Annotated in this window: 20 protein-coding genes; 10 read left to right on the top strand and 10 right to left on the bottom strand. The window is 59.6% G+C overall.

From position 1 onward, the window contains the following. Positions 1–12 precede the first annotated feature (12 nt). From AC24GY_RS01225 to AC24GY_RS01210, 4 genes are all read left to right on the top strand, one after another. Positions 13–3,150 (top strand): efflux RND transporter permease subunit, encoded by a 3,138-nt coding sequence (locus AC24GY_RS01225; protein ID WP_487679599.1) that lies wholly within the window; start codon positions 13–15, stop codon positions 3,148–3,150. Next, complete coding sequence (locus AC24GY_RS01220) at positions 3,143–4,561, top strand: efflux transporter outer membrane subunit (protein ID WP_487679597.1); 1,419 nt, start codon at positions 3,143–3,145, stop codon at positions 4,559–4,561. The genes AC24GY_RS01225 and AC24GY_RS01220 overlap by 8 nt, the downstream gene beginning before the upstream one ends. A gap of 70 nt (positions 4,562–4,631) precedes the next feature. Beyond that, positions 4,632–5,282 (top strand): tetratricopeptide repeat protein, encoded by a 651-nt coding sequence (locus tag AC24GY_RS01215; protein ID WP_422322170.1) that lies wholly within the window; start codon positions 4,632–4,634, stop codon positions 5,280–5,282. 21 nt (positions 5,283–5,303) lie between these two features. Then, on the top strand, positions 5,304–7,652 hold the full coding sequence (locus AC24GY_RS01210; RefSeq protein ID WP_487679595.1) for a ComEC/Rec2 family competence protein: 2,349 nt from the start codon (positions 5,304–5,306) through the stop codon (positions 7,650–7,652). Positions 7,653–7,673: 21 nt separating this feature from the next. On the opposite strand, the gene AC24GY_RS01205 is transcribed toward AC24GY_RS01210, so the two are convergent. Together AC24GY_RS01205 and AC24GY_RS01200 are read right to left on the bottom strand one after the other, a co-directional pair. After that, a complete protein-coding gene (locus tag AC24GY_RS01205) occupies positions 7,674–8,882 on the bottom strand; it encodes a S1C family serine protease (RefSeq protein ID WP_487679593.1) in 1,209 nt (402 codons plus the stop codon). Positions 8,883–8,952: 70 nt separating this feature from the next. Beyond that, complete coding sequence (locus tag AC24GY_RS01200) at positions 8,953–9,441, bottom strand: response regulator (RefSeq protein WP_487679591.1); 489 nt, start codon at positions 9,439–9,441, stop codon at positions 8,953–8,955. Between the two features lie 61 nt (positions 9,442–9,502). Between AC24GY_RS01200 and ispG the strand changes: the two genes are divergently transcribed. Then, positions 9,503–11,287: a (E)-4-hydroxy-3-methylbut-2-enyl-diphosphate synthase gene (gene ispG / locus AC24GY_RS01195; protein WP_487679589.1), complete on the top strand. Its 1,785-nt coding sequence runs from the start codon at positions 9,503–9,505 to the stop codon at positions 11,285–11,287. 19 nt (positions 11,288–11,306) lie between these two features. On the opposite strand, the gene AC24GY_RS01190 is transcribed toward ispG, so the two are convergent. From AC24GY_RS01190 to AC24GY_RS01180, 3 genes are read right to left on the bottom strand one after another with little or no spacing between them, the layout of a single operon-like run. Continuing rightward, positions 11,307–11,873, bottom strand: coding sequence for a Uma2 family endonuclease (locus AC24GY_RS01190; protein ID WP_487679587.1), 567 nt, complete (start codon positions 11,871–11,873; stop codon positions 11,307–11,309). A gap of 36 nt (positions 11,874–11,909) precedes the next feature. Beyond that, positions 11,910–12,443 (bottom strand): NUDIX domain-containing protein, encoded by a 534-nt coding sequence (locus AC24GY_RS01185; RefSeq protein WP_487679585.1) that lies wholly within the window; start codon positions 12,441–12,443, stop codon positions 11,910–11,912. Then, positions 12,436–12,720: a hypothetical protein gene (locus AC24GY_RS01180; RefSeq protein ID WP_397382292.1), complete on the bottom strand. Its 285-nt coding sequence runs from the start codon at positions 12,718–12,720 to the stop codon at positions 12,436–12,438. Before AC24GY_RS01180 ends, AC24GY_RS01185 begins: the two co-directional genes overlap by 8 nt. 114 nt (positions 12,721–12,834) lie before the next feature. Here AC24GY_RS01180 and AC24GY_RS01175 point away from each other — a divergent pair, with 114 nt between their 5' ends. Continuing rightward, positions 12,835–13,704, top strand: coding sequence for an FHA domain-containing protein (locus AC24GY_RS01175; protein WP_487679583.1), 870 nt, complete (start codon positions 12,835–12,837; stop codon positions 13,702–13,704). A gap of 22 nt (positions 13,705–13,726) precedes the next feature. Here AC24GY_RS01175 and AC24GY_RS01170 read toward each other — a convergent pair whose 3' ends face one another. Genes AC24GY_RS01170 through AC24GY_RS01150 form a run of 5 tightly spaced genes read right to left on the bottom strand, consistent with a single transcriptional unit; the run spans position 13,727 to position 17,634 of the window. After that, entirely contained in the window at positions 13,727–15,013 is a 1,287-nt protein-coding gene (locus AC24GY_RS01170) for an MFS transporter (protein WP_422322162.1), read from the bottom strand. Positions 15,014–15,058: 45 nt separating this feature from the next. Further along, complete coding sequence (locus AC24GY_RS01165) at positions 15,059–15,604, bottom strand: hypothetical protein (protein ID WP_422322161.1); 546 nt, start codon at positions 15,602–15,604, stop codon at positions 15,059–15,061. Positions 15,605–15,607: 3 nt separating this feature from the next. After that, positions 15,608–16,036: an ExbD/TolR family protein gene (locus tag AC24GY_RS01160; protein WP_422322160.1), complete on the bottom strand. Its 429-nt coding sequence runs from the start codon at positions 16,034–16,036 to the stop codon at positions 15,608–15,610. Between the two features lie 7 nt (positions 16,037–16,043). After that, positions 16,044–16,685 carry a MotA/TolQ/ExbB proton channel family protein gene (locus AC24GY_RS01155; protein WP_422322159.1) on the bottom strand — a complete coding sequence of 214 codons (642 nt, stop codon included), beginning with the start codon at positions 16,683–16,685 and terminating at the stop codon, positions 16,044–16,046. A gap of 28 nt (positions 16,686–16,713) precedes the next feature. Next, positions 16,714–17,634 carry an energy transducer TonB gene (locus AC24GY_RS01150; RefSeq protein WP_487679579.1) on the bottom strand — a complete coding sequence of 307 codons (921 nt, stop codon included), beginning with the start codon at positions 17,632–17,634 and terminating at the stop codon, positions 16,714–16,716. A gap of 52 nt (positions 17,635–17,686) precedes the next feature. Between AC24GY_RS01150 and AC24GY_RS01145 the strand changes: the two genes are divergently transcribed. The 4 genes from AC24GY_RS01145 to AC24GY_RS01130 all read left to right on the top strand — a co-directional run bounded on the left by AC24GY_RS01145 (position 17,687) and on the right by AC24GY_RS01130 (position 23,237). Next, complete coding sequence (locus tag AC24GY_RS01145; RefSeq protein WP_487679577.1) at positions 17,687–18,790, top strand: hypothetical protein; 1,104 nt, start codon at positions 17,687–17,689, stop codon at positions 18,788–18,790. Positions 18,791–19,073: 283 nt separating this feature from the next. Continuing rightward, positions 19,074–21,347, top strand: coding sequence for a TonB-dependent receptor (locus AC24GY_RS01140; protein WP_422322156.1), 2,274 nt, complete (start codon positions 19,074–19,076; stop codon positions 21,345–21,347). Positions 21,348–21,366: 19 nt separating this feature from the next. Continuing rightward, complete coding sequence (locus AC24GY_RS01135) at positions 21,367–22,059, top strand: Fe2+-dependent dioxygenase (protein WP_422322155.1); 693 nt, start codon at positions 21,367–21,369, stop codon at positions 22,057–22,059. Positions 22,060–22,061: 2 nt separating this feature from the next. Next, complete coding sequence (locus tag AC24GY_RS01130) at positions 22,062–23,237, top strand: PepSY-associated TM helix domain-containing protein (protein WP_422322154.1); 1,176 nt, start codon at positions 22,062–22,064, stop codon at positions 23,235–23,237. The last annotated feature ends 141 nt before the right edge of the window (positions 23,238–23,378 follow it).

Below are 23,378 nucleotides of genomic sequence, written 5' to 3'. Positions count from 1 at the left end.
ATCAAACGCTGAATGATTAACGAGTTCATCCGCAGACCCGTGCTGTCGATGGTCATTTCCATCATCATCACCTTCCTGGGTCTGCTGGCTTTGTATCAACTGCCCATCACCCAGTTTCCCAGCATCGCTCCGCCGGAGGTCAATGTGACGGTGGAGTACATCGGTGCCAATGCGGAGACGCTGACGAAGGCCGCCATCGTCCCGCTGGAGCGGTCGATCAACGGCGTACCTGGCATGAAGTACATGTCCTCGCGGGCGGCCAATGACGGCGTCGGCGTCATTTCAATCGTCTTTGAAGCAGGCACTGACCCTGATGTGGCGGCGGTGAATGTGCAAAACCGCGTGAACAAAATGATGGGCGAGCTGCCCGAGGAAGTCATCAAGGCCGGGGTCCAGATCGCCAAGGAGGAGAAGGCCATGCTGATGTACCTCGACGTCACCAGCACGAATCCTGAACTCGATGAGATGTTTTTGTACAACTTTGCCGACATCAACATCCTCACCGAGCTCAAGCGAATTGAGGGCGTCGGTTTTGCGAAGATCATCGGCGTCAAGGAATACTCCATGCGGATCTGGCTCAAACCGGACAAAATGCTGACCTACAACATTTCGACGGAGGACGTGCTGCTCGCCTTGAAAGAGCAGAATGTGGAGGCCGCTCCAGGGAAGGTGGGGGAAAGCTCGGACAAGACCGAGCCGCACCTGCAGTACGTGGTGCGTTATGCAGGCAAATACCAGAACCAGGAAGATTATGAAAAGATCCCCATCCGCTCCAATGACGAGGGCCAGGTGCTGCGTATCAAGGATGTCGCCGAGGTCGAATTCAGCACCCTTTACTTCGATGTGGAGACCCGGTTCAATGGCAGGCCCACGGCCGCCATTCTTCTCAAGCAGCTCCCCGGCTCCAATGCCAACGAAGTCATCGCCAGCATCAAACAGCGCATGGCGGAAATCAAGGAGGACACTTTCCTCCAGGGCATGGACTATGACATCAGCTACGATGTCTCCCGTTTCCTTGATGCCTCGCTGCATGAGGTGGTGCGCACGCTCGCAGAGGCCTTCCTGCTGGTTTCCTTGGTGACGTTTGTCTTCTTGCAGGACTGGCGCTCCACGCTGATCCCGGTCATTGCGGTCCCGGTGTCATTGGTCGGCACCTTCTTTTTCATGCAGCTGCTGGGCTTCTCGCTGAACCTGATCACGCTGCTGGCACTGGTGCTCGCAATCGGCATCGTGGTGGACGGAGCCATCGTGGTGGTGGAGGCGGTCCATGCGAAGATGGAAAGCACCGGCGCAGGCCCGCGCCAGGCCACCGAGGAGGCCATGGGTGAAATCGGCGGTGCCATCATCGCCATCACGCTCGTGATGGCCGCCGTCTTTGTTCCCGCGTCCTTCATGTCCGGCCCCTCGGGCATTTTCTACCAGCAGTTCTCCCTCACGATGGCGATAGCGATCGTGCTGTCAGGCTGCGTCGCGCTCACGCTCACCCCGGCGCTGTGCGCCCTGATGTTGAAAAACATGCATCATGCGCCCAGGAGCAGCAGCCTGCTGAACCGCTTCTTTGGCCACTTCAACCGCAGCTATGACAAAATTTCGGCCACTTACACGCGGTGGATCTCGGCGCTGGCAGGCAGGCGCACGCTGAGCTGGGGCATCCTCCTGGGCTTCTGTGTGGTCATGGTCTTCATGGGCGGCAGACTGCCATCCGGATTCATTCCCAATGAGGATCAGGGCGCGTTTTACGTGGGTGTCACCACTCCGGCCGGCTCCACCCTGGAGCGAACCAAGGCCGTGGTGGATGAGATCCAGAACTGCTGTAAGGGCATCACCTCTATCTCATCAGTCTCCACTCTGGCAGGCGTGAACATCATCACCGATGCCAGCGGCGCAACTTATGGCTCCTGCCTGATCAATCTCACCGGCTGGCATGAGCGAACCGAGTCGGTCAGGGCTGTGATGGACGAACTTCTCCGCAGGACCCATCACATCAAAGATGCCGAGATTGAGCTGTTCTCACCACCCGCCGTGCCGGGATACGGCAACGCAAGCGGCTTCGAACTCCGCCTTCTGGACCGGACTGGAAGCGGCGATTTCAAAAACATGGAAAGCGTGGCCGCAAAGTTCATCGACGATCTGGAGGCACGGCCGGAGATCGCCAATTCCTTCACCAGTTTCGACGCCAGCTTTCCGCAATACCTGCTGCATGTGGACAGCGACATCGCGGCGCAAAAAGGGGTGACGACCAACAATGTGATGAGCACTCTGCAGACCATGCTGGGTGGCAAATACGCCACCAACTTCATCCGCTTTGGCCAGCTCTACAAGGTCATGGTCCAAGTGCTGCCGGAATACCGCGCACGTCCGGAGGACATCCTGAAACTTCACGTCAAAAATGACCTTGGGGAGATGGTCCAGATCAGCACGTTTGTGGAGCTGGAAAAAGTGTACGGGGTGGATCAGGTCACACGCCACAACATGTTCACCTCGGCTGAGATCAACGGGGAGCCTGCAGCCGGGTTCAGCAGCGGCGCCGCCATCCAGGCCATTCAGGAAACGGCCAGGGAAAAACTGCCGAAAGGCTTTGGCATCGACTGGGCCGGCATCACCCGGGATCAGATTCTGGCAGGAAATCAGGCGGTGTTCATCTTCCTGATCTGCCTCGCATTTGTTTATCTCCTGCTATCCGCCCAATACGAAAGCTTTCTGCTGCCAATGCCGGTCATCCTGTCACTGCCCACAGGCCTGCTTGGCGCATTTGTGTTTCTGCTGTGGATGGGTCTTGAAAACAACATCTATGCCCAGGTGTCCATGATCATGCTCATCGGCCTGCTTGGAAAGAACGCGATCCTCGTGGTCGAGTTCGCCATCCAACGGCAGCGTGAGGGCCTCACCCCGCTGCAGGCGGCGGTGGAAAGCGCGACCTCGCGCCTGCGCCCCATCCTGATGACGTCACTTGCCTTCGTCGCCGGTTTGAGCCCCTTGATGATGGCATCGGGCGTCGGCGCGGCTGGCAACAGGACCATCGGCGCCTCGGCGGTGGGCGGCATGATCTTCGGCACCGTGTTTGGCATGCTGATCATTCCGGGCCTCTACGTCATTTTTGCCTCATTCACTTCAAGCCTAAAACCATCCAAGGAACCGGAACATGCGTGAGACCCTGCATCTGAACTGGCCATTCCTGAGCGCCTGCGTTTCGTTCATGACGCTGATGTTCACCAGCTGCGAAGATCTTCGCCGCCATGGCAAAAAAACGGAGCAGGCGCCGGACAAAACCGCCTCATTCACCGGAGTCAGCCAATGGCGGAAACACTTCACCGATCCCCGGTTGCAGTCCCTCACTGAGCAGGCGCTAAACAACAACCGCGATCTGAAAATCGCGCTTCAGCGCATCGAGATGGCGAAGGCTCAAATCACCGCCGCACGCAGCATGCTGGCCCCCAAGGTCTCGGGCGTGGCAGGCGCGGGCATCCAACGCTTTGGCCTCTACACCATGGACGGTGCCGGCAACAGCACCACGCCCATCTATGACGGGCGCATTGTCCCGCGGGATGTCCAGGACTACACAGTCGGTTTGCAGACGAGCTGGGAAATTGATCTCTGGGGAAAACTGCGGAGCAAAAAAGCCTCCGCCTCCGCGCGCCTGCTCGCCAGTGTGGAGGGAAGGAATCTGGTGCAGACGCATTTGATTGCCGACCTGGCCACAGCCTACTACGAGCTGCTGGCGCTGGATGCTGAGATCATCAACATCGATGAGACCATCAAAATCCAGCGTGATGCGCTTGAGACGGTGCAGACTCAAAAACAGGCGGGAGCCGCCAATGAACTGGCTGTACAGCAGTTCGAGGCACTGTTGTTCAACCTTCAGGGCATGCGACTGGATACGCAGCAGCGGATCGTGGAGCAGGAAGGCATCATCTGCACCCTGCTGGGCGATCCGCAGCGTCCCATCGCCCGCAACAGGACGGCCCTGATGCATGCCCAGCTGCCGCAGCTGTCATCCAGTGTGCCGGCCGACATGCTCAAAAATCGCCCTGACATCCGCCGGGCTGAATTTGAACTGGCGGCTTCAAAAGCGGACGTGAAGGCGGCCAAGGCTGCATTTCTGCCCTCAGTCTCCATCAATGGCGTGCTGGGACTTCAGGCTTTCCAGAGCAACCTCCTGCTCAATGTTCATTCCGCCACCTACTCGGCGCTGGGCGGACTGGTGGCTCCGTTGATCAACCGCAAGGCGATCCAAGCCGAGTTTGATCACGCCAACGCCTCCCAATTGGAAGCACTCAACACCTATCAGCAGTCCATCGTGAACGGCTACGTCGAGGTGCACAACCAGCTCGCCTTCATCCGCATTTTAAAGGATCTTCAGGTGCTGAAGACCAAGGAGGTGCACCTGCTGATTGAGTCCGTCGGCACCGCAGCAGACCTGTTCCGCACGCGTCGGGCCACCTACATCGAGGTGCTCAACGCGCAGCAGAACGCCCTGAAGGCCCGGCTGCAGCTGATCGGTGTGACCAAGCGGCAGTTTCAGGTGCAGGCCAATCTGTATCGCGCCTTGGGAGGAGGCTGACCGGGATGGCCGCCAATTTCGTGCTTGGCGGCAGACAGGCGTTTTGATAGCCTCGTCTTACATCCCGAAAATGAACACTGCCATTGTCATCCGCATCTGTGTCATCACGCTCGTCCTTCTGGTCATCGCTTTGATCTGGAGTTTCGTGAGAGAAGCCGGAGACGGCATGAAGCTCGTGTTTGTGATTTTGCTGGGGCTGTCCGGCGGGCTTCTGGCCGTGAAGTATTTAATCCCCTGGCTGGGCGATCTGATGGGAGAGGCGGTGTTCTCCTCCGGTGAGAAGGTGGAGCAGGATCACATGACCAAAGCTGCAGCCCGCATCGCCCAGGGAGACTACTCGGGAGCCATCGAGCACTATGAAAAAATGCTCGAAGAGAAGCCGGACGATCCCTTCCCGGTGGCCGAAATCGCCAAGATCCATGCTGAGCGTCTGCGTGATCCTCAGACGGCTTTGAAAGTGCTGGAAGAGCATCTGCAGAGCAAAGACTGGCCGGTGGATGATGCCGCCTTCATCATGTTTCGCATCGCCGACGTACATCTGACACACCGGCACGATTTTGAAGCAGCGCGCGACATGCTGGAGCAGATCATCGGCAACTTCCCAAACACCCGCCACAGCGCCAATGCGCACCACCGCATCAGCGAACTCGAACAGATGCAGTTCAAGCTGCTGATGGAGCAGCGCTCCAAGGCGGGAACCGCCGGCGCAGAGAAGGCCTGATCGTTTCAACACCAGCTGCCGATGCTCGAGAAGCTCCCGCTTTGGACCCGGGCCAATCCGCTGCTGACACTGGCGCTGGCTGCCGTCAGCGGTATCCTCGCCGCAGATATGGGATGGCTGCCCGCGCATGGCGGGTGGTTTCTGCCGGTCACCACGGCGCTGCTAGGCGTGGCGCTCTTCAGCGGTCGCGCATGGCTGCTGATCCCGGGTGCTGCGCTGGTCTTTGCCTTCATCCATGCAACACGCACAGACGAAACATTCCGCCACCCGCTGCGCCTGGCACTCCAGCAGCAGGACAAGCCGGTGCCAGCAACGATTCGCGGCAGCCTGCTGCCGGAATTCGACACCTCGCCGGATGAGCGCACCCATGCGCTGTGCACCACACAGAAGATTGAGATTCCAGCAGCAGGGATCGTGATTGAGCAAACTGCCACGCTGCTGGTGCGGCTGCCCAAAGGTGTGCGCTTTCCAGGTGCTGGCGTGTATGAACTCCGCGGCAGCATCTACCTGCCCCGCACTGCATCCAATCCAGGCACCTTCGATGCGCAGGTATACTCCCTGCGCATGGGGCGCGTGGCCCGTTTTGACATCGACCACATGCAGCGCATCGGCGGCAGTGGTGAGGAATGGTGGTGCGCCTTTTTGGAACGTGCGGAAGATTGCAGGCGCTGGATCAGCAGGCAGCTCATTCAGGACCTCGAAGAAGATCCACAAACGGTCGCCGTGCTCCGGGCCATGGCGCTGGGAGTCTCTGCCGAGGCGGATGATGAAATCGAAGATGCTTTTCGCAACAGCGGCACGCTGCATGTGTTTGCAGTCAGCGGCCTGCATGTGGGCCTCCTCGGAGTCATCGTGCTGGCGCTGTTGCGGCAGATCGGAACACCACGCGGCATCTCGCTTTGGATGGTTATTTTCGTCGTGTTTGCCTATGCGTTCGTCACCGGCTGGCGGCCTTCGGCGGCACGGGCGGCGTTCATGGTGGCCATTTACTTGAGTGCCACGCTGATGGATCGTGAATCGTCCCTGCAAAACAGCCTCGGCGCCGCAGCCCTGCTGCTGCTTGCCACGGACTCGCATCAGCTGTTCATGCCGGGGTTTCAACTGTCCTTCGGCGTGCTGTGGCTGAGCACCATCGGCTCCGCCCCGTTGCTGAAACGACTGCTGCCATTCACACGAATCGATCCCTTTTTGCCGCCCCAACTCGCCAGTTGGCGGCAGCGCACCTGGAGCCAATGCCGGCTGTGGTTCGCGACCACTTTGAGCGTGTCGTTTGCCGCATGGATTGGCAGTCTGCCGTTCATCCTCGGTCATTTTCAATCAATCACTCCGGTGGCGGCGATCGCCAACTGCGTGCTCGTTCCGCTGTCGTCCCTGTGTCTGGGTGCCACCTGCCTGAGCCTCGGCGCTGCCGCGCTCCATTTGACGGGCGCTCAAATCATTTTCAACAACGTCAATTGGGCGCTGGCGAAGGCGATGATCGCCAGCGCGATGTGGTTCGCCGGCCTGCCTGGCGCGAATTTTCATTTTCAACCCGGCATGTCTCTCACCCCTGCCCCCGCCGTCTGGCATGTGCTGGAGCTTCCCCATGGCGGCGCGGCGAATCATCTGCGCATCGGCAAGACCCACTGGCTGTTTGACACGGGCAGCGAAGCCAGCTTCCGCCGCGTGCTGCGTCCCTATCTGCATTCCAACGGCGTGGATGCTCTCGCGGGCGTGTTCCTGAGTCATAACGATGTCGACCACATCGGTGCCGCAGGGCAGGTCATCACGACGTTTGACGCGCCCATGCTCTTTTGCAGCACCCAGGAGCCGGGGCGGCGTAACTCCACACGCTCCGCACTGCGGCGCCTGCTCGATGAACCCCACCCGCCATCGCTGCGCAAACTGCATGTCGATGAACGTGTCACTCTCTCCGATGCCAAGGATTTCCAGATTGAAGCCACGGTATTGTACCCGACGCAGCAGGTGCAAAACGACCGGGCAGATGATCGTGCCATGGTGCTGATGGTTCAGCTCGGTCCCTGGCGCGTGCTATGGCTGAGCGACACCGGCTGGCACGCCGAAAAAGCTCTCTGCTCCAGCTCCGAGGATTTGCGCTGCGATGTGTTAATCCGCAGTCAGCATGAGGTCGATCTCTCCACGAGCTCTGAATTCCTGCTCAAGGCGAGCCCGCAGATCATTCTCTGCGGAAGTGATGCGCGCGCAGTCGAAACAGCCCTGCCCGAATCACTGGTTCAACGGGCCAAAACACAGAACATTCCGCTGCTCGACACCTGGAGCACTGGCAGCATCGACCTTCAGTTTCACCGAGATGAACTTCGTATCGTCACCAACCGCAACAAGCAGCGGTTCGTGTTGAAACCGCGATGACATAAAACGCTTCTTAAAAAGCTACGGTTCTGCCTCAGGCCTGGCTCCAAGGCGGGCAATGATATCTCCCATCTTGTTGTTGCGGATGACTTCGAGCTTCACCTCGCTGCCAGGGGGCTGGGTGCGGATGATCTGCAGCAAATCTGCCGGAGATCGGAAGGCCATGCCCTGAAACTTCGTCACCACATCCCCCTGGCGCAGCCCTGCTTCAGCCGCAGGTGATTTGTTGCCGATGTCCGTCACCAGCGCGCCACGGCGTGAAGTGCCCCACACGGGATCGATCTCCACAGGTTCGCTGCTGACTTCGAGGCCGAGGTAGCCCTTGCCCGTTGAACTGGTCACACCATTCGCCTGCTTCGCACTTTCCTTGAGCTTGGCCTGAATGTCGTCCACCACCATTTTGGCTTCATTGGATGGAACGGCGAGTCCCACGCCCTGCCAGGCGCTCACCGTCGCGTCACCCCGATAAATGGCGACGTTGATGCCGATGATCTCGCCACGAATATTCACCAGCGGACCACCTGAGTTGCCGGGATTGATCACGGTGTCCGTTTGCAGGTAGTCAAACTGGCTGTCGCTGAGATGGCGATCACGCGCGCTGATGATGCCCTGAGTCACCGTGCCGCTGAGTCCGAAGGGATTGCCCACCGCGAGCACGATCTGCCCCACCCGGGCGTCGTCTGAATTGGCAAAACTTAACGCAGGAAAATCGAGACGCGGACTGTCGATTTTCAGCAGGGCGATATCACGCTCTTTGTTGAACCCCAGAATGAGCGTCGGATAACTTTTATTGGCATTTGTGGTGATCTGAATGTCCGCCGCCTGCACGCCTTCGATGACGTGGTAGTTGGTGACCACATGCCCTTCTTTGCTGATGATCACCCCGGAGCCGAGGCTGGGTACCACCTGATCACGAGGGCCGACGAAGCCATAGTAGGAATGCCAGCTGCTCTTTCCGGGCCGCACCGTCTTGGTGGTGACACTGACCACCGAGGGCAGCACGGTGGCGGAAATTTTAGAAAATTCATCATTCAACCGGGTTAGCATCGGAACCTCATCGGGCGCTATTTTGGGTTTTTTCGGTGGTGTGAGCGCCGTGGGTCCCGGCTTCTCTCCCTTCAATAAATTGAGCAGCCCATAGCCCTCCCTCCCGTGACGCCACCACGCAAACAGCAGCGCGGCCAGCACGAACACGGAAAGGGCAAAAAGCAGACGACGGAGGTTTTCCATGCGGCACCAATGCGCCAACGGCTGCCAACTTCAAAGTTCAATGTTATGCGCCTCTTTCCAGCCTAAGCCATCAGGCCGCCTGCTTTGGACACAGGATCACGAGTTTTTGGCGGGAGATCGGCTGAGGTTCTTCAGGCTCATTGAGTGCACGAATCACAGCACTCTTGATTTCTTCAGGCTCAAAAGGTTTCGTCACGTAATCACAGACGCCGCGCCGCACTGCGGTCACGATGTCGCGCGTCTCAGAGCAGGCGGAAACCATGACATAGCGCGTCTTGGGCGAAGCCTCACGCGCATCACGGATCATGTCGAGTCCATCGACGTCACCGAGCCGACGGTCCACCAGAGCCAAATCTGGAGCCATCTCTCGGATCGCTTCCAGCCCAGCACGGCCGTTGTCGAAAGCCATCACCTCGTGTCCTTCAGCCCGACAAAGGGTGGCAAGAAGCTTCAAAACAGGCGGATGATCTTCGATAACAACAATATTTGCCATATTGAATGAAATTGTAGCATTCGGCCTTGGATCGGCAAGAACCATGTAAGAAACTTGTAATGCCATGCCACCCTCTGCGGCTTCCCGTTTGCGTCGGGGCTGCAATCCGGCATTCTAACCGCCCGCCATGTCTTCCCCCCTGCTCCGCTACTGCCCCGACCTCTACAACTACCAGCGCCGCGAAACACGCCCCGTTTTGGTTGGAAACGTCCAGATCGGAGGCGGTGCGCCCGTAGTGGTGCAGAGCATGCTCACCAGTGACACGCGTGACGCTGCGGCCTGCGTGAAGGAGGCACTCGGTCTCGCCGAAGCCGGCTGCCAGATCGTCCGCGTCACCGCTCAGACCCGCATCATCGCCGAAAACCTCCAGCACATCCGTGATGGCATCCGTGCCGCCGGTTGCGATGTCCCCCTGGTGGCCGACATCCACTTCAAGCCTGACGCCGCCATGGAAGCGGTGAAGTGGGTGGAAAAAGTCCGCGTGAATCCCGGCAACTACGCCGACAAGAAGAAGTTTGCCGTCAAAGAATACACCGATGACGAGTACGCCGCTGAAGTGGCCTACATGGAGGAGCAGTTCGTTCCGCTGGTGAAGGATTGCATCCGCCTGGGCCGCGCCATGCGCATCGGCACCAATCACGGCTCCTTGAGTGATCGCATCATGAACCGCCATGGCGACACACCGCTCGGCATGGTCGAGAGCGCCCTCGAATTCGCCCGCATCGCCCGCGCGCAAGGCTACCACAACTTCCTCTTCTCGATGAAGGCCAGCAATCCGAAGGTCATGATCGAGGCCTACCGCCTGCTCGTCGCGCACCTCAATCAGCTCGGCTCGGATTGGAACTATCCGATCCACCTCGGCGTCACTGAAGCAGGCGACGGTGAAGACGGTCGCATCAAGAGCGCCATCGGCATCGGCTCCCTGCTGGCCGACGGCATCGGTGATACCGTGCGTGTCTCATTGACCGAAGACGCCATCTTCGAGATCCCCGTGGCACAGCAGCTCGTGAAGCCCTACAACGAAGGGCTTCCTGCGCAGTTCGAGCATATCTCCAATGCACCGCAGGTCAGCTACGATCCCTTCGACTACGTGCGCCGTGAGACCGAAGTGCTCACGATCAATGGTGTCAAAGCCGGCGGTCATGAAACCGTGCCCGTCTTCACCACGCGCAAGAAATGGGACGCCGTAGCTCACAAGATCGACAAGCTCGGCGACTACAAACCCGAGGTCGTCATCGAAGATAGCGGCGTGGTCGAGATCGACCCGCGTGACGATGCCGCCATCGCCAGTCTCTATGAAAGCACCGAGGCGAAACTCGTGACCATCAAGGACGGACTCAAGCTGCCCGTCATCGCTGCGTATCGCCTGCTCGCCGCCAAATTGCAGCCACGTCATTCGATCCTGCTCAAAGACACACTGCAGGCCGCCGGCAGCGACGACTTCACCGAGAACCTGCTCGTTGCCGCCACGAACATCGGCTCGCTGCTGTGCGATGGCATTGGCGACGCGGTGATCGTGAATGGCGAAGAGGCCCCCGGCCAGGCCCTCCGCATCAGCTACAACATCCTGCAGGCCGCCGGAGTCCGCATTTTCAAGACCGACTACGTCGCCTGCCCAAGCTGCGGCCGCACGCTCTTCAACCTGCAAACCACCACGCAGAAAATCCGTGCCGCCACGGGTCATCTCAAAGGCGTGCGCATCGCGGTGATGGGCTGCATCGTCAACGGTCCCGGTGAAATGGCCGACGCCGACTTCGGCTACGTTGGCGGCGCCCCCGAAAAGATCAATCTCTACGTCGGCAAGACCGCCGTGAAGTTCAACATCCCCGAAGGCGAAGCCGTCGAGCGCCTCATCGACCTCATCAAGGAGCACGGCCGCTGGTTTGACGCGCCTGCGCCTGTCGCGGCATGAGAAAGCGGCACTGTTACACTTAAACTCCGGCAAAAAGGCCAGCCACATTCACGCTCACTCCGCTGAGTGCTGCACACTCCAGCACTTCACCTTCGGCAACACGCTGCTGGGTTTGGTAACGACCGTTAACTGGCGCACGATACACCTCGATGCAGCGTTCCGTCGCATTGACGATCCAGTATTCCGCCACGTCGGCTTCTGCATAAATCGAAGCCATCTCGCGATCCACCAGCAGACTGCTGACAGACACTTCAACGACGAGTCGGGCAGAGACAGGGTGCGCGTTATAATCGTCACGACGACCATCCACGATGGAGATGTCCGGCTCTGGCTCGGAATCCTTGAACGTCAAAGGAGCCTCCTGCCGAATCCAGAACAGACCGCTGACGGCAGCCCTCAAGAACTCGATCATCGCATCTGCCAGCTTGGTGAGAAGGAAGGATTTGCTCATTTTTTCGATGATCACCCCACGGATGAGTTCTGCCCGTTCAGGAGCCAGTCCTTTGTCGATCATTTGATGCCATGCCGCGACAGACAGCGGCATTGCGCGCTGCTGGAAGGCTGGTTGCGACAGGATAGGCACCATAAGGAAATATTAAGGTCAAAAGCAAAACAGGCAAGCCTAAGCAACGGCATCCACTGCCCGCCATCGCCTGACCGCCTCCGCATTTGACTCAAACGCAAACTGATCCAGCGGCACTTCATCCAGCGAACAAATCAGGAACTCCGACACCTCCGAGGCCTGCATCACCACGTTGTTGAAGTCCGGCACGCGGGCGGTGTAGCAGAGATCCAGCGTGGGCCAGCTGTAGCCTTGAAACAGGTAACGGTTGTTGAGCGTGCAGAGGTAGGTGAATGCACTCGCCGGCAGTTCAATGCCCACCTCCTCATGTGTTTCACGTGCGGCAGCCATCTCGCCGCTTTCTTCCGGCTCAATGACACCGCCGGGCAGCCCGAGCAGGCCGAAGCCGGGCTCATGCGCGCGGCGGATGATGAGAACCCGATCCTGCGCATCAAGCAGCAGCGCCACAGCGGCGGGGATCGGCGTGATGAAATGACGGAAGCCGCAGGCAACACAGACAAACTCGCGGTCACTCTTTGGGAGCCAGTCGTCCTTGCCGCAGTCGCTGCAAAATTTGAAGGGGGATTCAGCCATGAGGCTTTCCCTGCCGCCGATGCGCGCGCCATGCCAGCAGAAACACCAGCGCGCAGGCGGCTTTCAGTACAAAGAGCCACCAGGGCTCCCACCACGCACCGGTTTGCACTTCGATGAGATCAGAGACACCAAAGCACGCAAAGGCCACGGGCAGCAGCCAGCGCCAGGGTCGTTTCATCCGCAGTCGAACAGCCAGCACGAGAGCGATGGTGAACCACAGCCCGGCTTCAGCGTAGTTAAACACGGCATGCAGTGAAAGCGGGACCTCTTCGTTCATGCATGAACATTCCCCGCCAAACTCTCGCGGGCAAGGTCAGGCCAGGTGATAATTCTTGATAACGCTTCTTGGCTTGGATGACATGATTTGTCACAATTCACGTTAATTCTGACCATGAGTACCAACCTGCTCCAGTCCTGGCTGCGCCTTCCCAATGGGGAGCGTCATGATCTGAATGGCACCTGCTCCATCGGCCGCGCGCCGGACAATTCCATCCCGGTGGCCGACAGCGAAGTCTCCCGCCGCCACGCCATCATCCAGGCACAGGGGGAGCACGAATACTGGCTGGTCGATCTCGGCAGTGCGAACGGCACCTATGTCAACGGCCGCCGCATCTCGCAGTCGGTGCGCCTTCACAACGGGGACATCATTCGTGTCGCCAGCAACGAACTGGAATTTTCCTCCGAGATCCTCAGCGCCATGCATCCGGCAGGCCAGCAGGTCATGGCCTCGACGATGATCCACATCCGCCAGGCGCAGTGCTGGCTCATGGTGGCAGACATCATCGGCTCCACCCAGCTCTCACAAACGCTGCAGGGTGCGCACTTCCCGCGCATGACAGGCAGCTGGTTCAAAAACTGCCGCCAGATCATCGACGAATGCGGCGGCCACATGTCGAAATATCTGGGTGACGGGTTTTTCTGCTACTGGGATGATACCGAGGACAGCGCCATCCAGGTGCGCCAGGCCGTGTCCAAGCTGTATGAAGCCCAGCTGGCCGCCAATCCGCCTTTCCGCCTCGTGCTGCATTTCGGGGCTGCCATGCTCGGCACCGTGCCGACGATGAACGAGCTCAATCTCCACGGCCCCGAGGTGAACTTCGTCTTCCGCGTCGAAAAGGTGGCCGCAGCACAGAAGCAAAACATCCTCTTCACCGAAGCCGCCGTGAAACGCATGGTGGCAGAAAACGAAGTCCGGCTCGTGTGCGAATGCGCCGTGGAAGGCTTTTCGAAGACCTATCCCTTTTACACGCTGGTCGCGTGAAGCGACCAGCACGCTTGCCTGATCAGTCCACCGCACTCGCCGTGCCATCAGCCTGCTCCGGCTCAGACGGCAGCAGCATCGCCACAGCGGCGGAAGGAATGAAAAGGAATCCCGCATACAGCAGTGCCGTGCGGAAGTCACCGACCTTCACAAAGATGCCGAAGAAAACCGTGCCACCAGCCGCGACGATGCGGCCGATGTTGTAGCAGAAGCCGGAGCCGGTGGTGCGCAGCAGCACGGGGAAGAGCGGCGGCAGGCACATGGTGAAGAGTCCAAACACACCCTGGCACGCGCCGATGATCGCAAACTGCCACTTCGTCGCCTCCCAGCTCCACACCTGCGAGAAGGAGAAGTACATGATCGCAAAGTAGGCCAGCATCATGCCGACGATGGCGTTGCGGTAGCCGAAGACCTTGGCCAGGCCACCGGCGATGTAGTTGCCGATCAACGAGCCAAACATGATCCACATCAGCCCCGTCACCACGGCGGCATCCTTGACGGATTTGTCGATGAGGGGGGAGGAAAATTCAGCGAGGCTCAGCACGTGCTTCTGCTGCCAGAAGAGGAAGGTCCAGTGTGCAGTCAATGACACCGCGCAGATGAGCATCACCCGCCACGTCACACCACGCACCGCAGGGCTGAAAAGATCGCTGATCTTGGGCACTTCCTGGCCTTCACGGGCCTGCGTCCACTCCTCAGTCTCCGGCACCGCTTTCCGAATCCACAGCGTGATCAATGCCGGCAGAATGCCGATGAGAAAAATGTAGCGCGGCTCTTTTCCGGCGAGCAGGTATCCGGCAAAGCAGGCCAGCAGCACGCCGCAGTTCACCGCGCTTTGCAGTGTGGCGGCGATCCATGGGCGCCATTTTTTCGGCCACGTTTCAGACAGCAATGATGCACCCACCGCCCACTCACCGCCGATGCCGAGCGCTGCCAGAAAGCGGAAGATCATGAGATGCCACCATGTCTGCGCAAAGAACGACAGCCCGGTGAAGCAGGCGTAGGTCAGGATCGTGAGTGTCAGCGCCCGGCTGCGGCCCAGCACATCGCCAATACGGCCAAAGAACGCTCCGCCAACCGCCCAGCCGACCAAGAATGCAGCCTGGATGATGGAACCATGCATGCCGACGGTCGGATCGCTCTCCGGCACCATCATGAGCTGCGCCACGAAGGCCGTGGCGACCAGCGTGTAAAGATGCATGTCGAGGCCGTCAAACATCCAGCCCAGCCATGCGGCGAGTCCGGAACGGCGTTGTTGCGGCGACAGATCGCGAAGACGGGTGATGTCAGGAGTGGCTGGTTGGCTCATGCGGGCGCGAGTCTTTCGCAGCCGGGCCGGAATGGCAAGCACGGATCACCGGCTCTTCGCCAGCTTGTTGTACTTCTCCACCAGCTCGTTGAACTCCCTTGTGCGGGCATTGAGCTTGGAAATCGCGTCATTACGCTCTTCCACCAGCTGCTTTAGCAGCTCGTTCTGCTTTTCCATCGCGCTGTTCTGCGTCGTGACGACGCTGTTGTGGCTTTTGATTGCATCCGCGCCTTTGCCAAACGCGAGCTGCGTCGCCTCCAGACCGTGCTGCAGCTGCCTCAGCTCGCGCATGTAGATGGCGATGGTGATGCCGCGCGCGACGGAGTCGGCGGAGAGATCTTTGTACTCACGAGACACCTCGACCAGCCGGGCCTCCACTTCGGCACGCAGTTCCGTCAGACGAGCAATTTCCTTTTCATACTCGCGCACCTTGCGCTCCGCTTCGATGCGCAGGGTGTTTTCCGCTTCGAGCCTTTTGACGAGATCCTGGATGTGGCCGCGCAGACGGTCCTCGCGCTGCCATTGCACGATGCACACGGCGCAGAGCCCCAGGGAGATGACAACCAGCAGCGTGGTGAGCAGACGCTTCATGGGTCAGAGAGACGGCTTGGCCGCATTCACGGGTTTGACGTTGAAGGCCACCTTGGTGAAGCCGACCCGCTTGGCGGCATCAAGCACTTTCACGAGATCTGAGTAGCGTGTGTTCACATCGGCGCTGATGTACACCGGCGTGGCGGGGTCCTTGCTGAAACGTTCGGCCAGTCTGCGATCCAGCTCCGGCAGCGTGATGCCGGCCTTGTCGAAAAACACATCCCCTGTGGCGTTCACTGCGAGGTTGATCATGTCCGGCTTGAAGTCGGACTGCGCCGAGGAGGCGACGGGCAGGTTGACCTTGATGGTCTGCTGCTTGGACATCGTGAGGCTGACCATCATGAAGGAGGCCAGCAGGAAGAACATCACGTCAATGAGCGGGATGATTTCCAGCCGCGTCTTTCGTTCGGGCAATGGCGAATGAAGTTTCACGGCAGGATCAGGCCTTCGGAGTGGCTTTGTCAAAACCGTGCTGCACGGCGAGAATCAGCACGTTGTTTGCGGCGGCTTCGAGATCAAACTTCAATCCGGCCAGACGCGAGTGGAAGTAGTTCATCGGCACCAGCGTGCCAATGGCGATGCCGAGACCGGCGGCGGTGGCGATGAGCGCCTCGCCGATGCCACCGGTAACTTTTTCGACAGCAAGTTCGCTGCCGCCAATGCTGGTGAAGCTTCCCATGATGCCGGTGACCGTCCCGAGCAAACCGAGCAGCGGTGCCAGGGTGACGATGGTGTCCATCGCGCTCAGGTAGCGGCCTGCATCCCGCAGTTCCTGCCCTGCGGCCACTTCAAGCGCACCCTGCATGCTGGTGTGGCGATGATTGAGCCCGTGATGAATCATGCGCACCACGGGATCGCTGGATTTCGCCGAAAGGGCGATGGCCTGGGCGAGGTCTCCCGCCTCCAGTTTTTCATAGACTTCGTCCACCTGCTTGACGGAGCGCTTGGTGGCAAAGCGCACCCACCAGAATACACGCTCCACAAAAATGCAGACCGCCACCACCGTGACGACGGCAATGGGATACATGATGGGACCACCTTTGTGGAAGAGATCGACGACGACGTTGGCTAGGATGGGCATGAGGGAAATAGAGGCATGTGAATGGATGTCATGGCAGTTTGAAATTAAAGGGCTGGCTAAAACTCCTCGCCACGCCAGTGGCAGGCGCACGCCATTCCCGGCGCACCCAGGAGGCAGCGCTTTCATCGAGTGGACTGTAACCGGAGGTGCTTATAACACTGACACTTTCAATCACGCCCGAGGGACTGACGCTGATTTTCAGACGCACAGTGCCATGCATGCCCGCCCTTTCCGCAAAATCAGGATAAGGCGGCTTGGGATTAATCCACTTTCCACCTGTGCCATTCCCTCTGCCCCCCATGCCCCCTGCCTGGCCTCCCTGTGTTCTGCCCGATGATGCACCACCGCCACCAGCCGCCACGGCAGTATTAAGTGTGCGCTGCGGTGCCGGTTTAGGCTTGGCCACGGGATCAATGGGCCGCAACGCGTCCTCAATCTTGGGTGCGGTAGGCACGGCAAAGACATCCTCCAGCGTCATCGCCTCCGCAATCTCAGGCAGATCAAGATTTTCAGGCGGCGTCTCGATTGCCTCAGAAATCACTGTAGGCAGTACTGGATCACCTTCAGCCGATTGCTCAGCAGTGTCTGGGAGTCCCATCTGGTCTCCATTTAAAATCTCCTCAAGTGGCGTTTCCACATCTTCTTCGAGAGTCTTCAGATGAATCGGCGGCAGATCGTCAGCAAACATGCCAATGACGCCCACAGTCAGAAAGCTACCCGTGATGCCCACGAGCCATGAAAGCGTGATGAGCACACGCGCCCAGTTACCACCACGTTGCACCACCCTTGCGGCAGAGCCAGCAGCAGCGGTTCTTGGCTTTGGAAGGTTGAAGCCCATGGTGGGCAGGGGATTTATCACTGAGGAGGTCATTGCACAAGGCGGGGCAGGAATGGACGATGAAACGTAAGAATGGCATGTCAACTTGCAATTGCGACTCAGTCGCATCATTATGTTTTTATTGCTCTCGATACTGCCAAAGTTGTCCCAGAAGCCCTTCCGAATGCCCCCTCCCCCGGATACCCACGAATCCTCCCCTGACGATCGCAATGCAGTCGCCAAAGTCTGGATGAAGCGCGGCATTGCACTGCTTTCGGCCAATGACGCCGCTGCGCTGCCGGAGGCCCTGAACTGCTTTGAGCAGGCGCTGGCCATTCGCCGTAAGCTCCCGTTTGAGGAAAGCGCCTGGTATCGCTGGCTGCTCACAGCCTGCTGGATGAACCGGGGGGACGTGCTGACACGACTGGGAAACCCAGCTGAGCTGATCGCAGCGGTGCAGAGCTTTGATGAGGCCATCTTGCACCTGCAAAAGCTGCCGCTTGAGGAGGACTCGCAGTATCGCGGTCGGCTGGCCCTGGCATGGATGAACCGATCCCTGGCGCTGCGTGCGCAGGCAATGCCTGAGAGCCTGCACGCTGCGCTGCTGTCGCTGGATCATGGCAAAACCGTGATCGAGGAAAGCGTGGCGCAGGGACTTCCGGTGAATACGGCCCTTCTGCCGATCTTGCTGATCAACCGCGCCGCGCTGCTGCTGGAAATCTCCCCTCCCAGGATGCTGGAGGCCATGCAGGTGGCGGAGGAGACCCTGATTTTAAGCAACCCCACGGAACATCTGAATCTGCAAGCCGCCGAAATCGGCTTGAAAGCACGCCATATCTTCTGCCGCGCCGTGGCCCTGCTTCTGGAGACACCCCCGGTGGACACCACTCGTGCGGATGACTGGATCATGCAGGCCACGGACAAAGTGGACGAAGCCATGCAGCTCACCGCCAGATGGGAGAACCAGAAAGAGGCCGAACCTTTCCATGCCCTGCGTCATGAATTGTTTCGCTATGGCTGCAACCTGCTCCTCGCTTACCAGCCCCATTTCATGGCGGAGTTCCTGCTCGATGTGCTGGATCCAGAGCAGGGTTCCCCGCTGCTGGCAAAAGCGGACGACCTCTACCAGGTGGGTCTTGAAGCCTTGGATCTGGCGGCGGCGGAAATGCGGCGGCGCGGGCCCTTGGATCTCGGATTGCAGAAAATGGACCGGCTGATCGAGGTGCTGGAGTCGATGAGCCGGGCGGCAGAGCGGATCAAAAAACGTTCCGCAGAAAGAACCGCATAGCGCCCATCTTCATGCCGGCAATGGGCCAAGACACTCCGCTGCTTTGACGTCCACCGTCAAATTCTGAGCCAAAAGATTGGGCTGAAAGTCAATGGGGCTTTGGATCGCCGAGCGTTTTCAAGACCCATTTTCAGTCCCCGGGAGACCGCAAAAGACCGCAAGTTTTGAGCAAAAGGTCGCTATTTTCCAAGGTTGACTGGGTTTGAAAATGAGACTTAATCGCAACTTGCTAATGAAATCGAATCTCATTAGCATTAGTTAGCCCTTTCCGATCATCCCTCTCATGCCAAAAAAATTCGCCTCCCGCATCCGCCGCGCTGCTCGCAAGACAGGCCCCCAAACTCTCTCTGTCACCTCGTTGCTGTGCGCTGCAGGCAGCCTGAGCGCCCAAACCGCCGCCCCCAGCAAGCTCAAGCCGCAGATTGAAGAAATTCCCACCGAGCTGCCCGAAGTCCTCATTGAAGCGACTGGCTCGGTCTACAACCCCACTCGCCTGCAATCACAGAAGTACACGGAGCCGCTGCGCGACATCCCACAGACGATCACGGTCATTCCCAAGGCGGTGATCGAGGACCGCGGCGCTTTCAGCCTCCGCGATGTGCTGAAAAACACCCCAGGCATTTCCATGCAGGCAGGTGAAGGCGGCGCAGTGTCTGGCGACAATCTCGCCATCCGCGGCTTCAGCGCACGCAGCGACATCTACCTCGATGGCGTGCGCGACTACGCCAACTACAACCGCGATCCTTTCAACACCGAGCAGGTCGAGATCACCAAAGGCCCCTCCTCCTCCACTGTCGGTCGTGGCTCCACCGGGGGCTCCATCAACACCGTCAGCAAGATGGCCAATCTGACAGACTCCGTGCTCACCACGGTTAGCGGCGGCACCAGCAGTCTCTACCGCGGCACGGTGGATGTGAACCAGAAGCTCTCTGAGCACACGGCCTTCCGCCTCAACACCATGTACCACAGCGCTGATACACCAGGACGTGACCACGTCTCGATGGAGCGCTACGGCATCGCCGCATCGCTGGGCGCGGGTCTGGGCACGGACACACGCTTCATGCTGAATTACCAGCGGCTGGAGGAAAGCAACGTCCCGGACTACGGCCTGCCATGGGTCCCCAACAACGGCACCTTCAGTGGTTCCGGAGCCGCACTCGCCGGCTACCAGAACCAGCCGCCTCCAGGCGTGAGCTTCAACACCTTCTACGGCATCCCCGGCGTGGACTATGAGAAGGTTCAGACCGACCACTTCACGGCGATCTTTGAACACGATTTCTCTGACCACGCGCGCGTCCGCAACATCACCCGCTACTCGCGCAGCCATCGCGACTCCGTGAGCACCGCACCACGGCTCCGTGACGTTGGCGTGGCCCCGGGCAATCAATATACCACGATACTGAACCGCCAGTTGCAGCGTCGTCAGCAGTTCACTGAAATGTTTGGCAACCAGACCAATTTCGTGGCCGACTTCTCCACCGGCCCGATCAAGCACGCGCTCGTCACCGGCATGGAGTTCTATCTCGAGCACCAGCAGAATGCCAATGTCGCCGGGGTGGCAACCCTCACCGATTTGTATGCCCCCAGCGTAACATATTTGCCAAGCGCCTTCTCACCCCCGGCCGGCACGCAGGACCTCACGGGCGCTACCTACCCTGGTCTGCCAGCCCCGATTGAGGCGTACCTCTACACCGTCTCCGCTTATGTGTTCGACACCATGAAGATCGGCAAACACTGGGAAATCAGCGCCGGCCTTCGCTATGACCACATGTATGCTACCGTGAGCGGACCCGGCAACACCTCTGCCGGCGGCTATGCCAACGCGGACGATCTGTTCAGCTACAAGGCCGCTCTGATCTACAAGCCTGTGAAGCAGGGCAGCATTTACTTCGGCTACGGCACTTCGTTCAATCCCACCATCGACGGTGCTTCCGGTGCAGGCCTGGGCCTCACCGCCGCCACATCCTCGCTGGATCCTGAACAAACCTCCACCTTCGAGCTCGGCACCAAGTGGGACGTTCTCAAGGAGCGCCTCTCGCTCACGGCGGCCCTCTTCCGCTCTGAAAAAACCAACGCCCGCACCACGGACCCATCCGGCGTCACAACTCTGGGCGGAGATCAGCAGGTTCAAGGCATCGAGTTCAGCATGACCGGCAGCATCACCAAAAATTGGCAGGTCTTCGCAGGTTACGCCATCATGGAAAGCGAGACGAAAGCCTCCACCGCCGCAGGTGCAATCGGTCAGTCCTTGTCAAATGCCCCCCCTCAAACCTTCAACCTGTGGACGACCTACACCCTCCTGGAAAAAACGCAGTTCGGCTTCGGAGCCCAGTATATGGGCCCGCGTACGAGCAACGATTCCGCCGCAAGCGCCCGCACCGCCCCAAGCTATTGGACACTGGATGCCATGGTCAGCTACAAGTTCTCCGAGAAGATCAGCCTGCGCCTGAACATCTACAATCTCGCGGATGAGCGCTACGTCGGCAGCGTCGGCGGTGGTCACTTCGTCCCCGGCCCGGGACGTTCCGCCGCACTCACCGCAAGCATCAAATTCTAATCTGTTTCCCCTTCCCGTCATGCTCATCGCAATTCCCGATGTTCTCACCGCTGAGCAGGTTGCTCATGCGCGCCAGCTCCTGGACTCCACCGAATGGGTGGATGGCAAAGGCACCGCTGGTTACCAATCCGCCAAGGCCAAGGACAACATGCAGCTCCCGGAGGACAGCCCCGCTGCGCGTGAGCTCGGAGAGATGATCCTCACCGCTCTGGCTAAAAATCCGCTCTTCCACGCCGCCGCACTGCCTCAGCGGATTTTCCCGCCGTTGTTCAACCGCTACTCCGGAGGCCAGTCCTTCGGCACGCATGTGGACAACGCCATCCGCCAGCATCCCACCATGCCCATCCGCATCCGCACGGACCTCAGCGCCACGCTGTTCTTCGCCGGCCCGGAAGAGTATGACGGCGGGGAGCTTTGCATCGAGGACACCTACGGTGTACAGCGTGTGAAGCTCCCCCCCGGCCACATGGTTCTCTACCCCTCCACCAGCCTGCACCACGTCACCCCGGTGACACGCGGCGCCCGCATCTGCTCCTTCTTCTGGCTGCAAAGCATGATCCGTGACAACGGCCAGCGATCACTCCTCTTTGACCTCGATCTCGCCATCCAGCGTCTGGGCCGCGACCTCAAAAACAATCCCGTGGCTGAACAGACCGGCGTGCAGCTCACCGGCGTCTATCATAATCTCCTGCGCCAGTGGGCGGAAATGTAACCGTGAAGCCCACCTTTCTTCGCCTCATTTTCTGGGGTCATCTCATCGCAGGTCTCGTCGCCGGTGTGGTCATTCTCTCCATGGCCGTCACCGGCCTCATGATTTCATACGAGGCCCAGCTCATCGACTGGGCCAATCGAGATTTGCGCGTCGCCCCGCCTGCCGCAGGTGTCTCACATCTCGACATCGAAACGCTGCTGGCCAAGGTTCACGAAACCAAGCCCGATTTGAATCCCAGCGGCATCACCTGGAAAGCAGACCCTGCCATGCCCGTGACGCTGTCCGTCGGAAAAGAGGGCATCTACTTCGCCAATCCCTACAACGGCGAATTTCTCGGCGAGGGCCACCGCGCCTGGCATGACTTCTTCCACGCCGCCACCGAGTGGCACCGCTTCCTCACCGGTTCTGGCCTTCCCAAAGAAGTGGGCAAGGCCATCACCGGCGCAGGTTGTTTGATCTTCAGCCTGCTGCTGCTCTCCGGTATCTACCTCTGGTGGCCGCGCCACTGGCGCTGGGCCAACGTGCGCGCGGTCATCCTCTTCAATCCCAAGCTCAGAGACCGCGCGCGCAACTGGAACTGGCATAACGTCTTCGGCTTTTGGAGCGCGCTCCCTCAGCTCTGCATCATCCTCACCGGCCTCATCATGTCCTACGGCTGGGCGAACAACCTGCTCTTCACCCTCACCGGCAGCGAGCCACCACCTCCACGCGAACGCCCGGCAGGCGGTCCTGGCGGCAAACGCGAAGGCGGCGGACCCGCAGCCCCATCCCCTTCCCTCACCGGACTCGAACCACTCCTCGCCCAGGCACGCCAGCAAATCCCCGGCTGGTCCACCCTCAGCCTGCGCATGCCTCAGAAACCCAGCGCCCCTTTTCCCCTCATGGTAGATCGTGGTGGCCGCGGCCAGGTCCATCTCCGCACCATGCTGAATCTCGATGTGGCTCAGGCCAAAGTGCTGCCCAGCCCGGACGATCTGCAGCACCAAAATCTCGGACGCCGCCTGCGCATGTACGCCCGTTTCCTCCACACCGGCGAGCTCTTCGGCCTCATCGGTCAGACCGTCGCCGCCTTGTGCACCTTGGCCACCATGATCCTCATCTGGACCGGCTTCGCCCTCGCCTTTCGTCGCTTCTTCCCCAAACGCGGCCACGTCGCCGCATCGGAGACAGCTTCCTAGTTTGGTCCTTGTTAGGTTGGATCAAGTCCCTGCGGGGTGCGGAAGTGGTGTTCCGCCGCCGCAGGGACATTCCCCTCGCATGAAGCGCAAGAAATGGTTGCCACTTTGCAATTGCGACTCAGTCGCACAAAAAACTTGCGC

Source organism: Prosthecobacter sp. Pr1 (assembly GCF_057652315.1).
This window is presented reverse-complemented; position numbering and strand designations above follow the sequence as displayed.

What these genes read in the sequence shown, in the direction of transcription:
- AC24GY_RS01225 (WP_487679599.1), top strand. Translation starts at nt 13, where the DNA reads ATGATTAACGAGTTCATCCGCAGACCCGTGCTGTCGATGGTCATTTCC.
- AC24GY_RS01155 (WP_422322159.1), bottom strand. Translation starts at nt 16,685, where the DNA reads ATGCCCATCCTAGCCAACGTCGTCGTCGATCTCTTCCACAAAGGTGGT.
- AC24GY_RS01165 (WP_422322161.1), bottom strand. Translation starts at nt 15,604, where the DNA reads ATGAAGCGTCTGCTCACCACGCTGCTGGTTGTCATCTCCCTGGGGCTC.
- AC24GY_RS01185 (WP_487679585.1), bottom strand. Translation starts at nt 12,443, where the DNA reads ATGGCTGAATCCCCCTTCAAATTTTGCAGCGACTGCGGCAAGGACGAC.
- AC24GY_RS01190 (WP_487679587.1), bottom strand. Translation starts at nt 11,873, where the DNA reads ATGGTGCCTATCCTGTCGCAACCAGCCTTCCAGCAGCGCGCAATGCCG.
- AC24GY_RS01145 (WP_487679577.1), top strand. Translation starts at nt 17,687, where the DNA reads ATGCCCCCTCCCCCGGATACCCACGAATCCTCCCCTGACGATCGCAAT.
- AC24GY_RS01210 (WP_487679595.1), top strand. Translation starts at nt 5,304, where the DNA reads ATGCTCGAGAAGCTCCCGCTTTGGACCCGGGCCAATCCGCTGCTGACA.
- AC24GY_RS01205 (WP_487679593.1), bottom strand. Translation starts at nt 8,882, where the DNA reads ATGGAAAACCTCCGTCGTCTGCTTTTTGCCCTTTCCGTGTTCGTGCTG.
- ispG (WP_487679589.1), top strand. Translation starts at nt 9,503, where the DNA reads ATGTCTTCCCCCCTGCTCCGCTACTGCCCCGACCTCTACAACTACCAG.
- AC24GY_RS01140 (WP_422322156.1), top strand. Translation starts at nt 19,074, where the DNA reads ATGCCAAAAAAATTCGCCTCCCGCATCCGCCGCGCTGCTCGCAAGACA.
- AC24GY_RS01180 (WP_397382292.1), bottom strand. Translation starts at nt 12,720, where the DNA reads ATGAACGAAGAGGTCCCGCTTTCACTGCATGCCGTGTTTAACTACGCT.
- AC24GY_RS01200 (WP_487679591.1), bottom strand. Translation starts at nt 9,441, where the DNA reads ATGGCATTACAAGTTTCTTACATGGTTCTTGCCGATCCAAGGCCGAAT.
- AC24GY_RS01215 (WP_422322170.1), top strand. Translation starts at nt 4,632, where the DNA reads ATGAACACTGCCATTGTCATCCGCATCTGTGTCATCACGCTCGTCCTT.
- AC24GY_RS01175 (WP_487679583.1), top strand. Translation starts at nt 12,835, where the DNA reads ATGAGTACCAACCTGCTCCAGTCCTGGCTGCGCCTTCCCAATGGGGAG.
- AC24GY_RS01220 (WP_487679597.1), top strand. Translation starts at nt 3,143, where the DNA reads ATGCGTGAGACCCTGCATCTGAACTGGCCATTCCTGAGCGCCTGCGTT.
- AC24GY_RS01170 (WP_422322162.1), bottom strand. Translation starts at nt 15,013, where the DNA reads ATGAGCCAACCAGCCACTCCTGACATCACCCGTCTTCGCGATCTGTCG.
- AC24GY_RS01150 (WP_487679579.1), bottom strand. Translation starts at nt 17,634, where the DNA reads ATGATGCGACTGAGTCGCAATTGCAAGTTGACATGCCATTCTTACGTT.
- AC24GY_RS01135 (WP_422322155.1), top strand. Translation starts at nt 21,367, where the DNA reads ATGCTCATCGCAATTCCCGATGTTCTCACCGCTGAGCAGGTTGCTCAT.